The organism is Streptomyces sp. NBC_00461, assembly GCF_036013935.1.
Classification (GTDB): domain Bacteria; phylum Actinomycetota; class Actinomycetes; order Streptomycetales; family Streptomycetaceae; genus Streptomyces.
Genome location: NZ_CP107902.1, coordinates 9,946,772 through 9,960,181, shown reverse-complemented (window position 1 = coordinate 9,960,181; position 13,410 = coordinate 9,946,772). Strand labels below are relative to the sequence as shown.

The 13,410-nt window shown below is 70.4% G+C and carries 11 protein-coding genes; 5 read left to right on the top strand and 6 right to left on the bottom strand.

The annotated features are described in order from the left end of the window. Positions 1-53 precede the first annotated feature (53 nt). The gene (locus OG870_RS45995; protein WP_266528059.1) at positions 54-1,163 is read left to right on the top strand and encodes a PP2C family protein-serine/threonine phosphatase; all 1,110 of its coding nucleotides are present in this window, start codon (positions 54-56) and stop codon (positions 1,161-1,163) included. Here the strand turns inward: OG870_RS45995 and OG870_RS45990 are convergent. Beyond that, on the bottom strand, positions 1,135-3,396 hold the full coding sequence (locus OG870_RS45990) for an MMPL family transporter (protein WP_266587987.1): 2,262 nt from the start codon (positions 3,394-3,396) through the stop codon (positions 1,135-1,137). The two genes, OG870_RS45995 and OG870_RS45990, sit on opposite strands and share 29 nt — an antisense overlap. 164 nt (positions 3,397-3,560) lie before the next feature. Here OG870_RS45990 and OG870_RS45985 point away from each other — a divergent pair, with 164 nt between their 5' ends. After that, positions 3,561-3,764, top strand: a complete 204-nt coding sequence (locus OG870_RS45985; RefSeq protein ID WP_266528053.1) for a hypothetical protein — start codon at positions 3,561-3,563, stop codon at positions 3,762-3,764. 37 nt (positions 3,765-3,801) lie between these two features. Here the strand turns inward: OG870_RS45985 and OG870_RS45980 are convergent, their stop codons facing one another. Next, a complete protein-coding gene (locus tag OG870_RS45980; RefSeq protein ID WP_327692218.1) occupies positions 3,802-4,929 on the bottom strand; it encodes a sulfite oxidase in 1,128 nt (375 codons plus the stop codon). Positions 4,930-5,094: 165 nt separating this feature from the next. On the opposite strand from OG870_RS45980, the gene sthA reads away from it, so the two are divergent. Then, complete coding sequence (gene sthA / locus OG870_RS45975) at positions 5,095-6,498, top strand: Si-specific NAD(P)(+) transhydrogenase (RefSeq protein ID WP_327692217.1); 1,404 nt, start codon at positions 5,095-5,097, stop codon at positions 6,496-6,498. Positions 6,499-6,505: 7 nt separating this feature from the next. Here the strand turns inward: sthA and OG870_RS45970 are convergent, their stop codons facing one another. Further along, complete coding sequence (locus OG870_RS45970; RefSeq protein WP_266528643.1) at positions 6,506-6,973, bottom strand: DUF5709 domain-containing protein; 468 nt, start codon at positions 6,971-6,973, stop codon at positions 6,506-6,508. A gap of 351 nt (positions 6,974-7,324) precedes the next feature. Between OG870_RS45970 and OG870_RS45965 the strand changes: the two genes are divergently transcribed. Continuing rightward, positions 7,325-8,797, top strand: coding sequence for an APC family permease (locus OG870_RS45965; protein WP_266928213.1), 1,473 nt, complete (start codon positions 7,325-7,327; stop codon positions 8,795-8,797). An 11-nt stretch (positions 8,798-8,808) separates the two neighbouring features. Continuing rightward, complete coding sequence (locus OG870_RS45960) at positions 8,809-9,768, top strand: hypothetical protein (RefSeq protein ID WP_266528041.1); 960 nt, start codon at positions 8,809-8,811, stop codon at positions 9,766-9,768. A gap of 18 nt (positions 9,769-9,786) precedes the next feature. Here the strand turns inward: OG870_RS45960 and OG870_RS45955 are convergent, their stop codons facing one another. Genes OG870_RS45955 through OG870_RS45945 form a run of 3 tightly spaced genes read right to left on the bottom strand, consistent with a single transcriptional unit; the run spans position 9,787 to position 13,322 of the window. Further along, positions 9,787-12,135 (bottom strand): glycoside hydrolase family 65 protein, encoded by a 2,349-nt coding sequence (locus tag OG870_RS45955; protein ID WP_327692216.1) that lies wholly within the window; start codon positions 12,133-12,135, stop codon positions 9,787-9,789. After that, positions 12,132-12,872 carry an HAD family hydrolase gene (locus tag OG870_RS45950; protein WP_327692215.1) on the bottom strand — a complete coding sequence of 247 codons (741 nt, stop codon included), beginning with the start codon at positions 12,870-12,872 and terminating at the stop codon, positions 12,132-12,134. Before OG870_RS45950 ends, OG870_RS45955 begins: the two co-directional genes overlap by 4 nt. Before the next feature lie 54 nt (positions 12,873-12,926). Further along, positions 12,927-13,322, bottom strand: coding sequence for a YybH family protein (locus OG870_RS45945; protein WP_266528032.1), 396 nt, complete (start codon positions 13,320-13,322; stop codon positions 12,927-12,929). Positions 13,323-13,410 lie beyond the last annotated feature (88 nt).

Here is a 13,410-nt window from a genome sequence, read left to right as displayed (position 1 = left end):
GACGGCGACCCCTCCGGCATGCGGGACGCGCCCCGACGTAGGAGCGTGGTGGTGTGGGAAAAGTGCCCGTCCTGTCACCGCGCCGGGACCACGCCCGGCGGGGCTGGCTGCGGGGCGCGCCGCCGCCGCGCTGGGTGAAGGTCCTTCCGGTCGTCCTGATCGCCGGCGTGTGCGCGGCCACGCTGCTGAGCCCCGATGCCCTGGACATCGGTTTCCTGCTGGGAGCCATCCCACCGCTCGCCGTCCTGTCGTACGGTCCGTGGGCGACCGCGGTCCTCGGCGCACTCGTGGTCGCCGTGCTCAATATCCCGGCCTTCAATCTCAACCACCCCGGCAACACCGACCTGTTGACCATCACCTTCGTCTCCGTGCTGAGCGTGTTCGTGTCGTACGTGCGCAGTCGTCGCGACGCCCAGCTGGACCTGGAGCGCACGGTCGCCGAGGCCGCGCAGCGCGCCGTCGTGCCGCCGCTGCCCGAGCGGGTCGGCCCGGTCCGCTGTGTGGGCCTGTACCGGGCCGCGGAGCGCGGCACGCTCGTGGGGGGTGACTTCTTCGACGTGCGGGAGGGGCCGCACGGCGTGCGGGCCGTGATGGGTGACGTCCAGGGGCACGGGCTGTCCGCGGTCGCCACGGTCGCCTCGCTGCTGGGGGCCTTCCGGGAGGCGGTGCTGGACCTGCCCGACCTGGAGTCGGTCGCCGCCCGCCTCGACCGCAGGCTGGTCGTGGACTCGGCGGCCTCGCGGTACGCCGAGCTGTTCGCGACCGCCGTACTCCTGGAGTTCTCCCGCGACGCCCAGGCGGTCCGGATGGTCTCCTGCGGGCATCCCGCGCCGCTGCTGCTGAGCGGCGGGAAGGTCACCGAGGTCGACCTCGTCGCCTGGACGCCGCTCGGTCTCGGCCTGTCCGACGGCGGCCCGGACTCCGCGCTCACGCTCCGGCTGGAGCCCGGCCAGAGCCTCTTTTTGGCCTCGGACGGCGTGAGTGAGGCCAGGGACGCCTCGGGCACCTTCTATCCGCTGACCGACCGCCTGTCCGCGCTCGCCGACACCGACCCGGCCGTGCTCGCCGACCGGGTCTGGGCGGATCTCGTACGCCACTGCCCCGCCGTCGTCGACGACGTGACGATGCTCGTCCTCACGCCCGCGTCACGGGACGTTCGCTGACGTCCTGCTCGGCGCCGAGCTCCTGGTCGCCCTCCGCGTCGATGTGCGGCAGGACCCGGTCGAGCCAGCGCGGAGTCCACCAGGCGTGCTTGCCCAGCAGGGTCATCACGGCGGGCACCATGAGCAGCCGCACCACGGTCGCATCGATCAGCACGCTCACCGCGAGCCCCAGTCCGAGCATCTTGACCACGATGTTGTCGCTGACGATGAAGGCGGCGAACACGCTCATCATGATCAGTGCCGCGCAGGTGATCACCCGGGCGGTGATCTCCAGGGCATGGGCGACCGAGGCTTTGGCGTCCCCGGTACGCAGCCAGGCCTCGTGGACGCGGGAGAGCAGGAAGATCTCGTAGTCCATGCTCAGGCCGAAGATGATCGCGAACATCATCATCGGCACATAGCTCTCGATGGGCACCTTGCCGTGGACACCCAGCGCGGGCCCGCCCCAGCCCCACTGGAAGACGGCCACGACGACGCCGTACGAGGCCCCGATGGACAGCACGTTCAGGACGGCCGCCTTGACGGCGACGAGCAGGCCGCGGAAGACGGCGAGGATGATCAGGAAGGCCAGGGCGACCACCACGCCGATGATCAGGGCCAGTCGGGCGGCCACGATGTCGCGGAAGTCGACCTGGGCCGCCGTGGTGCCGGTGACATAGCCCTTGGCGGGTGTGCCGGAGACCGCGTCCGGGAGGGTGTCGTGGACCATGCGGTTGGTCAGGGCAGTGGTGTCGGCGTCCTGCGGGGACTGCTTCGAGTAGACGGTGCCGATGAGGACGTCGCCGTCCTGGGTGGGCGTCAGCGGAGTGACCGTTGAGGCGCCGGCGACGGAGTTGAGGGTCTTCTGCGCCTGGGACGACAGGGTGGAGCGCTGGGACGAGGAGACGTTGGTCTGGTCGATGACGACGGTGAGCGGGCCGTTGGAGCCGGGGCCGAACGCGTCGGTCATCAGGTCGTAGGCGCGACGGTCGGTGAAGGAGGTGGGGTCGGCACCGTCACCGATGTGGCCCAGCTGGATGGAGAACACCGGGATCGCCAGGACGACCACGACGCTGACGCCCGCCGCCAGGAACTGCCAGGGCCTGCGCTCCACGCGCTGGGCGTAGCGGTGCCAGGTCCCCTGGGGTGCGGCTCCGGGCTCCGCGTCGGTCTCGGCGACGGGGCGGCGCAGGTGGTAGCGGTCGATGCGTCTGCCGATGAGCCCGAGCAGGGCCGGGACCAGGGTCAGCGCGCCCGCGACCGCCGAGACGACCGTCACGGCGGCGGCCAGGCCGAGTTTGCCGATGAAGCTCACACCGGAGGCGTACAGCCCGCAGAGGGCGACGATCACGGTACAGCCGGAGACCAGGACCGCCCGCCCGCTGGTGGCGGTGGCGTGCCCGGCCGAGTGCACCGGATCGGCGCCGTTCATGAGGTTCTGCCGGTGCCGGGTGATCAGGAACAGGGCGTAGTCGATGCCGACGCCGAGGCCGATCATCGTGGCCAGGGTCGGCGAGACGGTGGCGAAGGTGAAGGCGGCGGCGAGCAGCCCGAGGCAGGCGAGCCCGGTGATCGCGCTGAGGAGCGCGGTCAGCAGGGGCAGCCCGGCGGCGATCACGCTGCCGAAGCCGATGATCAGGACGATGATGGCGACGGCGAAGCCGATGAGTTCGCTCACGCGGTCGTTGCCGGCGGGCCGGGCCAGTTCGCCCAGCGGTCCGCCGTACTCGACCTGCGCTCCGGCCGAGCGCAGCGGCTGGACCGCCTTGTCGACTCCGTTCAGGTAGCTGTCGCCCAGCGTCGAGGGCTGGACGTCGAAGCGGACGGTGATGTAGGCCGTCTTCCCGTCGGAGGACACGGGCCCGACCTTCGAGGCGGAGGTGGACAGCGGGTTCTGGGCGGACAGGACGTGCGGCAGCTTCTGCAGGTCGCCCACCGTGGTGGACATCTGCGAACCGAGCGACGTCACGGACTTCTGCGCGTCGTGCAGAACGATCTGGCTGCCGTATCCGCCCGCCGCCGGGTCGTGCTTCTTCAGCACGTCAAGGCCCTGCTGGGACTGGACACCCGGCAGGGAGAAGTTGTCGGAGTAGTCGCCCCCGAAGGACCGGTTGAGGAACTGCAGCGCCACCAGGGCGACGAGCCAGGCGACGATGACGATCACGAAGTGGCGGGCACACCATTCCCCGAGCCGTCGCAACACCCCTTTGGCAACGGTGCCCGATCCCCCCGCGTCGGTGCGGGTCGGTGACATGGCCTCGGCCTTCTCTGCCGGTCGGGACGGTCGTTGTCTCTCATTACACGCCCGCCCGGTCGCTCCGGCATCTCGGGAATGGAATGTCTCCGCCCCTTCCGGATGCACGCCGGGCTTGGGCGTTGAATGGTGATAGCAGAAGCGTTCGGACCCAAGGAGCACTCATGACGTCACAGCCCGACGCGTCCGGGTCGTCCGAGGACCGCGTCACCCCGGACGACCTGCTCCACACCAGTACCGGCACCGATGTGTCACCGGAGGACCTCGTCCTTGCCACCGGCAGGGACATCACCCCGCGCAATCTCGAATGGGCCAGGCGCAAGCTGGAGACGGAGGGCCCCGTCGCCCTCGAGAAACTGCTGCCGTAACCCCCGCCTCACGACCGCCTGGAGACCCGGTACCGGTTCAGTCCGCGTCGGGCTCCAGGCACAGCACCGGCACCCGCTGGACGAGGTTGACGGCGAAGCCACCGCGGTTCCAGGGCTGCTCCAGCGGCTGGCAGTGCCCCTCGGCGTCGGTCGCCCGCGCGCTCAGCACATGGTCGCCGGGAGTCGCCGTCCAGCCGAAGTGCCAGCGCCGCCAGGCCCACCGCCGCCCTCCGTCGGGCTCCAGTTCGGCCTCGTGCCAGCTGCGCCCCGCGTCGGTGCTCACCTCGACCCGCGCCAGTGGCGCCTGCCCCGACCAGGCGCGCCCCTCGACGGGCACCGGGCCAGGCCGCACCACGCGGGCCCGCGACATGAAGTCCGGGAATCCGGGCGGGACCAGCAGGGCGCGCGGCACGATCCGGGTGACCGGCTCGCCCTCCTCACCGGACTCCTGCCGAAGCCGGTAGGCCACGGTCTGCTGGAATCCCGTGAACGGCACGTCCGTGACGGTGACTTCGCGCAGCCACTTCACGTGCGCCATGCCGTACCAGCCGGGCACCACCAGGCGCAGCGGACGGCCGTGCTGCGGAGGCAGCGGGCCGCCGTTCATCGCGTACGCCACCAGCACCTCGGGCTCGGTGCCCGTGGCCACGTCCACCGGCAGAGACCGCTGGTAGTCCTGCTCGACCCCGCGCTCCACTCCGTGGTCGGCGCCGGTGAACACCACGTCGACGGCATCGGCCCCGACTCCGGCCTCGGCGAGCAGCAGCCGCAGCGGTACGCCCGTCCACTCGGCGGTGCCCACCGCCTCGACGAGCCAGGGCTGGCTGACCGGGCGGGGTGTGAGCAGAGCCCGGCCGTTACCCGCGCATTCCAGCGTCACGCGCGTGGTGATCTGGGGGAATGCCCGCAGATCAGCCAGGTCCAGCTGCAGCGGGCGACGGACCCGGCCTCCGACGGTCAGCGGCCAGGGCGTGTCGTCGGGGACGTAGGGGATGTCGTAGTGCGTCAGTACGTAGTGCAGGCCCGGCGGGGAGACGTCGTAGCGGAGCGCCTCGAGCGGCAGGCCGTGGTTGCGGGTGGCCAGCGCCAGTTCGTCCCGGCCGATGCCCTCGTCGGGTGCGGCCAGCCGCGCGGGTGCGCTCGTGTCACCGAGTCGATGGCCCATGAGCGCATTATCCCCCCGGGCGGGCGGCTGGAGCAGTCGAAGGGGGCAGGTAACCGGTGACGGGACGCAACTACCGGTTGATCAAGGGGAGTTCCGATGGATCATTGGGCGGCCGTTGCCCGTTCACCCTTTCGAAGAGGGGCTCGCGGCTGACAGACTCCGTGGGTGCCCGACTTCGACATGCTTGTCATCGGATCCGGCCCCGGCGGCCAGAAGGCCGCGATCGCCGCGGCCAAGCTCGGCCGCCGGGTCGCCATCGTCGACCGCCCCGACATGGTCGGCGGGGTCTCCATCCACACCGGCACCATCCCCTCCAAGACCCTGCGGGAGGCGGTGCTGTACCTGACCGGTCTCACCCAGCGCGATCTGTACGGGCAGAGCTACCGGCTGAAGGAGGACATCACCGTCGCCGACCTGACCGCGCGCACCGAGCACGTGGTCAGCCGGGAGGTCGACGTCATCCGCAGCCAGCTCTCCCGCAACCACGTCTCCCTCTTCGCCGGCACGGGAAGCTTCGTCGACCCGCACACCGTCGTGCTGCGCGAGGTCACCGGTCACGAACGGCTGCTCAGCGCGGACCACATCGTCATCGCGACCGGCACCCGCCCGGCACGGCCGGACAGCGTCGAGTTCGACGGCCGTACGATCATGGACTCCGACAACGTCCTCGCCCTCGAACGCGTCCCGCGCTCCATGGTCATCGTCGGTGCCGGTGTGATCGGCATGGAGTACGCGTCGATGTTCGCCGCGCTCGGCAGCAAGGTGACCGTCGTCGAGAAGCGGGCCGGGATGCTCGACATGTGCGACGTCGAGATCATCGAGTCGCTCAAGTACCACCTGCGGGACCTCGCCGTGACGTTCCGTTTCGGGGAGACCGTCGCCGCCGTCGAGCGCCATCCGCGGGGCACGCTGACCGTCCTGGAGAGCGGCAAGAAGATACCGGCCGACACGGTGATGTACTCGGCGGGCCGGCAGGGCCTGACCGCCGAACTCGATCTCGGCAAGGCCGGTTTGACGGCGGACCGGCGTGGCCGGATCACCGTCGACGAGCACTACCGCACCGAGGTGCCGCACATCTACGCCGTGGGTGACGTCATCGGCTTCCCGGCGCTCGCCGCCACCTCCATGGAGCAGGGCCGGTCCGCGGCCTACCACGCCTGCGGTGAGCCGGTCGGGCAGATGCACAACCTGCAGCCCATCGGCATCTACACCATCCCGGAGATCAGCTTCGTCGGCCGGACCGAGGACCAGCTCACCGAGGACAGCGTGCCCTTCGAGGTCGGCATCTCCCGCTACCGAGAACTCGCGCGCGGCCAGATCGTCGGTGACTCCCACGGCATGCTGAAGCTGCTGGTCTCCCCGGAGGACCGCCGGCTGCTCGGCGTGCACTGCTTCGGCTCCGGCGCAACGGAGTTGATCCACATCGGGCAGACCGTGATGGGCTGCGGCGGCACGGTCGACTACCTGGTCAACGCGGTGTTCAACTACCCGACGCTGGCGGAGTCCTACAAGGTCGCCGCCCTGGACGCCACGAACAAACTGCGGCAGATCGACCACATCGGAGACTGAACTGCGCTCAGCGGTCCGGCACTTCGGTGTCGTCCTCGACGACATGGACGGCGGCCTCCTCGGCGCCGGCGGCCCCGCCGTCGATGCCCACGTCGGTGGCGACCGTCGTGTCGGGGTGCGCTCCCTCGCCCGAGGCGACCAGGCGGCCCGCGCGCTGCGAACCGGCCTCGGGGTCGACGGGTTCGCCCTCGCCCCCGGGAAGGTCGCCGACGTCGTCGCCCGCGAGGACGGTCACGTCGGGAACCTCCTCGGCGAGCCGTTCGTCCAGGGTCTCGCCGGCATGCTGCTCGGCGGCCGTCGTGCCGTACCTGGTCACGCCGAGCGGCTTTTCCGGTGGGGAGTAGCCCTCGTCGAGGGTGTCGTCGTAGGTGCGTTCGTCGACGGCGTCCTGCAGATCGAGCGGCGTCGCGTCCGCCTGTTCCTCGTTGGTTCCGGTGGGCTGGTAGGCGTCGTCGGCCATCGGTTCGGAGTCCATGCGTTCGCTGTCCATGGATGCCTCCCTCGCGCGTCGCGGCGGGTCGTTTCCTTACGGTGTCCCGGTCCGCGTTTCCCGTTGCGCGCGGTCCAACCTCGGCAGTCCCGGGCGGCCCGGGAGGTTACTTCCTGGTCAATCTTGAAAGCTCAAAGGGTGGGGCTATCATCACTCGCACACACGCTGTGACTGCCCGGCAACGCACCGGCCGTGCGGGATGCTCCACGTCTTTCTCCGCCCCTGACCCGAGGCCAACCCTCGTTCGTCCGGGACGGGTTCGTCACCCCCCACCTCCCCCTACGTCGTCTGGGCAAGGTCGCCCCCACGTCGTGCACGACGGAAAGCAGCGCAACCATGAGCAACATCAGGGGCAGAGGGCTGCAGGCCAATGTCCTCGGTACGTTCGACACCGTGGTGATGGCCGTCGCGGGCAGCGCTCCGGCCTATTCCATCGCCGCCACCACGGCCGTCCTGGTCGGAGCGGTGGGCCTGGCGAGCCCGGCCGCACTGCTGTACTGCGCGATACCCATGCTGGGTATCGCGCTGGCGTTCAGCTACCTCGGCCGCATCGACGTGAACGCGGGCGCCAGCTACTCCTGGGTGGGACGGACGCTCCATCCCTTTCTCGGGTTCATCAGCGGCTGGGCACTGGTGATCTCGGCGACCATCTTCATGGTGGCCGGTTCGCTGCCCGCCGGTTCGATGACCCTCGCCCTGTTCGACGACGGCCTCGCCGACAACACCGCGCTCTCCACGGTGGTCGGCGCTGCCTGGTTCGTCGTCATGCTGCTCGTCGTGCTGGGCGGTGCCCGTCTCACCGTTCGCGCGCAGCTCCTCATGTCCGGTGTCGAGCTCACGATCCTCGCGCTGTTCGCCGTGCTCGCCCTGTTCCACACGGGCAACCCCGGCACGTTCGACTGGTCCTGGTTCGGCTTCAGCCACTTCCACGGGACGGCGGGCTTCGCGTCGGGCGCGCTGGTCGCCGCGTTCTACTACTGGGGCTGGGACGTCACGAGCAACCTCAGCGAGGAGACCCGCAACAGCCGCCGCACGACGGGACTCGCGGGTCTGATCGGGGTGGGCATCGTCTTCCTGCTGTTCGAGGTGTTCACCGTCGCGGTGAACGTCATCCTCACCTCGAAGCAGATCGAGGAGAACGACGCGAACGTGCTGGGCGTGCTCGGCGAGGAGATCTGGCCGGGCTGGGGCGGCAAGCTGCTCATCGTGGCGGTGATGCTGTCGACCATCGCCACGCTGGAGACCACCCTCATCCAGGTCACGCGCTCCCTGTTCGCGATGGGCCGCGACCGTACGATGCCGTCCGCGCTCGGCCGGGTGCACCGCAGGTGGAACACCCCGTGGGTGGCCATCGCCGTGGTCGGCGGGGTGGCACTGGCGATGTTCATCGCCTCCAACGCCCTGGGCTCGGTGGGCGACATCCTCTCCGACGCGATCTCGGCGATCGGCCTGCAGATCGCCGTGTACTACGGCCTAGCGGGCCTCGCGGTGGTCGTGGCGTACCGCAAGATGCTGCTGAAGTCGCCTGCCAACTTCCTGCTCGGCGGGCTGTGGCCGCTGATCGGCGCCGTGTTCATGTTCTGGATCTTCGTCGAGTCACTGGGCGAGCTCGACACCGCGGCGATCACGATCGGCATCGGCGGACTCGCCGTCGGCCTGGTCCCCATGCTCTGGTACTGGAAACAGGGCAGCGACTACTACCGGCCCGCCCGACTGGACGCCACCCGCACCGTCGAGACGGAGTACGTCCCCGACGGCGAGACGGCCCCGAACTCCCGTGTCCACGAGGGTCTCTCCACCGACTTCTGAGGGAGACCCCGATGGCGAGAGACCGATTCGTTCCCGACTTCGACCAGGCCTGCGGGGACACGGCCCTCAGCGACACCTGCCACGACATCGTCATCGGCCGCTGGCAGGGCCTGAGGGACCTGCTGCGGGTCACCGGCCCCAACTGGCTCGCCCGCGGCCACCGGGTGCGGCTGCTCGCACAGGCCTGTGCGAGCAGTTCGACGGCGGAGACCTGGCTGGCGGCCGAGCCCCGCAGCGGCGACGCGCTGGTACTGCGGGCGGCGACGGAGACGGCCCGGGCGTTCAACCTGGCCATCGCCGCGGGCCGGGGCGTGCCCATCGACCAGCACCGCATCGACACCGCGGTGACGGCGTGCCTGCAGGCCGCGGAGGCCTATCTGGACGACCCGACGCCGTGGATCTCGCTGATCTCGGTGGCCCGGCTGTACGCCGCGGGGGTGCGGCGGCAGGAACTGGCGCGCTGGTGGGACGAGTTGCACCAGCGCGACCCGTACAGCGTGGAGGGTCATCTTCAGGTCCTGCACTACTACTCGGCACGCTGGCACGGCACACACGGCCTCATGTACGACTTCGCCCGCGACGCGGCCGGCGTGGCACCCCCGGGCTGCGCCCTGCCAGTGCTCGTGCAGTACGCGCGCGTGGAGGAGTACCGGTACGCCCTCGACGCGGCGAAGGGCAGCCAGTCGGCGGTAGGCCTCGGGCAGCACTGGAACCACGACGGGGCCGTCAGTGACGTACGCAGAACCTGGCAGCGCTGGATCATGGGGCGTACGCACAGCGGCATCGCCCCCGGTGAGCTGCGCGACCTCAACTACCTGACGCATGCGGCCTGCAACTCGGGCGACAAGGAGGAGGCCGCCGCCCTGCTGCGGATGCTGGGCCCTCGGGCGACCCGGACTCCCTGGTCGTACACGGGAGATCCGGAGCAGCAGTTCATGAAGTGGCGCAAGGAGCTGAAGCTGCGCGGCTGAGGGGTCGGCGGGGCCCGGTCAGCGGGAGTTGGGGCCCGGGCTGCGGTGCGGTGGCTGTCCGGGAGCAGGGCCGGCCGGTGGCCGAGGTACGGCGCGGACGACGGGATCGCCGCCCTGCACCGTCAGCGGGTCCCCGTGGTGCCGGATCGTCAGCGGCGGCCCGGTCAGCAGGGTGTACGAGGCCTTGTCCGGGCCGATCTCCACGCGCAGCCGGCGACCGAGCAGCTGGAGGGTGAAGGCGAGGCGGCTGAACTTCTCGGGCAGGCGCGGCGCGAAGCACAGGGAGTCGCCCTCGCGGCGCAGACCGCCGAACCCGATGACCAGGGCCATCCAGGTGCCGGCCAGCGACGCGATGTGCAGCCCGTCGCGGGTGTTGTGCTCCAGGTTCGCCAGATCCATCAGGGCGGCCTCGGCCGTGTAGTCGTAGGCGAGGCGCAGATGGCCCGCCTGGGCGGCGATGACGGCCTGGACGCACGCCGACAGCGAGGAGTCCCGTACGGTCAGGGCCTCGTAGTAGGCGAAGTTGCGGGCGACGTGTTCCTCGTCGAAGTAGCTGCCGCAGGTGTACATCGCCAGTACCAGGTCGGCCTGTTTGATCACCTGTTTGCGGTAGAGGTCGAAGTACGGGTAGTGCAGCATCAGCGGGTACCGGTCGGGGCCGGTGGCGGCGAAGTCCCAGCGCTGGTAGCGGGTGAAGCCGGCGTGCTGCTCGTGCACGCCGAGTTCGCTGTTGTACGGGATGTGCATCGCCTCGGCGGCGTCCCGCCAGACCGCGCTCTCCTCGTCGTCGACGCCGAGGGATGCCGCCAGATCAGGGTGGCGCTCGCAGGCGTCGGCGGCGGCCAGCAGGTTCAGGCGGGCCATGAGGTTGGTGTACGTGTTGTCGTCGGCGATCGCGCTGTACTCGTCCGGGCCGGTGACGCCGTCGATGTGGAAGGCGCCCCGGTGGTCGTGGTGACCGAGCGAGCGCCACAGACGGGCGGTTTCCACCAGGAGTTCGACGCCGGCCTCGCGCTCGAAGCGGTCGTCTCCGGTCGCCGCCGTGTAGCGCACGACGGCGTGGGCGACGGCGGCGTTCACATGGAAGGCCGCGGTGCCGGCCGGCCAGTACGCCGAGCCTTCCGAGCCCTCGATGGTGCGCCAGGGGAACGCGGCGCCGTTCAGGCCGAGTTGGGCGGCGCGTTCACGGGCGGCGGGCAGGGTGCTGTGCCGCCAGCGCAGCGCCTCGGCCACGGCATTGGGCGCGGTGTAGGTGAGCAGGGGCAGGACGAAGGTCTCGGTGTCCCAGAAGGCGTGACCGTCGTAGCCGGATCCGGTCAGGCCCTTGGCGGGGATCGCGCGCTGCTCGGCGCGGGCGCCGGCCTGCAGGACGTGGAAGAGCGCGAAGCGGACGGCCTGCTGGATCTCCTCGTCGCCGTCGACCTCGACGTCCGCACGCGCCCAGAAGTCGTCGAGGTAGGCCCGCTGGTCCTCCAGGAGGCCGTCCCAGCCGCTGTGGCCTGCCGCCGCCAGCGCCGCCTCCACCTGGTCGCTCATCGCGGGCCGCGAGCGTACGGCGGACCAGCCGTGGGCGACCATTTTCTCCACGCGCAGGCGCTCGCCCGGTTCCAGCACCGAGGTGATCGTGAACCGGGCCACGTCCACGTTGCTCTCGCTGCTGGTCGTGGTCCGATCGGGACCGGTGACGTTGTGGTCGGCGGCCACCGCCACGCGCAGGCCGCTGCGACGCGTGCGGTGCACCAGGCGCAGCCGGTGACCGACGGCGATGTCCTCCTCGGCCTCAAGGGGTGATTTCAGTGCCTGGGCCGCGCGCGGGTCGCCGTCCGGCCCGGGCAGGCTCTCGTTGGCGACCAGCTCCGACTGGATCACCACACGGGAGCGGCTGCCGACGGCCTCGACCTCGTAGGCGATGGCGGCGACGGCACGCTGAGTGAGCGAGACCAGGCGGGTGGAGCGCACCCGGACGGTGGTTCCGGCGGGCGAGGTCCACTCACAGGTCCGTTCCAGTACACCCCGCCGCAGGTCGAGCACCCTCTCGTGGGAGACGAGACGGCCGTAGCGCAGGTCGAACGGCTCGTCGTCGACCAGCAGCCGCAGCACCTTGCCGTTGGTGACGTTGATGACCGTCTGGCCGGACTCCGGATACCCGTATCCGGCCTCCGCGTAGGGCAGCGGATGCACCTCGTGCACTCCGCTGAGGTAGGAACCGGGCAAGCCGTGCGGTTCGCCCTCGTCGAGGTTGCCGCGCCAGCCGACGTGGCCGTTGGAGAGCGCGAAGACGGACTCGCTCTGCGCCAGGACGTCCAGATCGAGGCGCGTCTCCCGCACGGTCCACGGTTCGACGGTGTAGGACCGGTGGGTGATCATGCGTTCTCTCCCAGTTCGGCGAGGTCCTTGACGACCCGGTCCGCACCGTGTGTGTACAGGGCGTCGGTCTGTCCGACGCGGTCGACGCCGACGACGTATCCGAAGTGACCGGAACGGCCGGCGTCCATGCCGGCGAGGGCGTCCTCGAAGACGGCGGCCTGCGACGGCTCGACCCCGAGGTCGCGGGCGGCCGCGAGGAAGGTGTCGGGGTGCGGCTTGCCGGGCAGCCCGCGTTCGGCGGCCACCACGCCGTCGACGCGTACGTCGAAGAGGTGCTCAGCCTTGATCGAGCGCAGTACGTCACGGGTGTTGGCGCTGGAGGACACGATCGCGGTGCGCAGGCCCTGCGCGCGCACGGTCTCGATGTAGCGCAGGGTGCCGTCGTACGCCTCGACGCCCTCGGTGCGGATCTTCTCCAGGACCAGGGCGTTCTTGCGGTTGCCGATGCCGTTCACCGTCGGTGCGTCGGGTGGGTCGTCGGTCTTGCCTTCGGGCAGTTCGATGTCCCGGGAGGCGAGGAAGGTGCGGACGCCGTCGGCGCGTGGCCGTCCGTCGACGTACTCGTCGTAGTCGGCACCGGAGTCGAAGGGCCGGAAGCCGTCGCCCTCGCGGTCCCGCAGGAACGCGTCGAACGTCTCCTTCCATGCGGCCGCGTGCACGACGGCCGTCCGGGTCACGACCCCGTCGAGGTCGAAGAGGCACGCCTGGATGTTTTCGGGGAGCCCGAGCTGCGTCATACCCCTTCGGTTCCCCACGTTGGCGCATCCACATCGTGGCGCACGCCACATGGGTCAGTCGTGCGGGAACGAGTGGTGCTCGTGGGCGACCAGCCAGTGCTCCCGCTCCTTGCGCAGCCCGAGTGTCAGCCGCAGGCGCAGAGTGGGGCGTTCGGCCAGTTCCTCCGGGGTTCCGCAGCGCAGCAACGCGTGCGCGTAGGCGACGTCGGCGCCGGCGGTGACGTCGAGGGTCTCGATGTCGAAGCGGGCGCCCTGGGCCTGCCACTCGAAGAACGGCGGCCAGGTCGCGCGGTAGGCGGCGAGACCGTGGATGCCCTCGTGCGGTGGCGGGACGTCGTACATCACGATGTCCTCGGCGTGGCCGGCGAGTACGCCGTCGAGGTCACCGCGGTGGACGGCCTCGGCCCACTTCTCGATCAGTGTGCGGATCTGTGCTGCGTCGTCGGGCACGGCACCGGCTCCTTTCCGTGGTGGTGTCCCCGTGGTACTGGGACGACTCCCCGGCCCGCCCGGATTCATTGTCTGCCGGCCGGGTGAC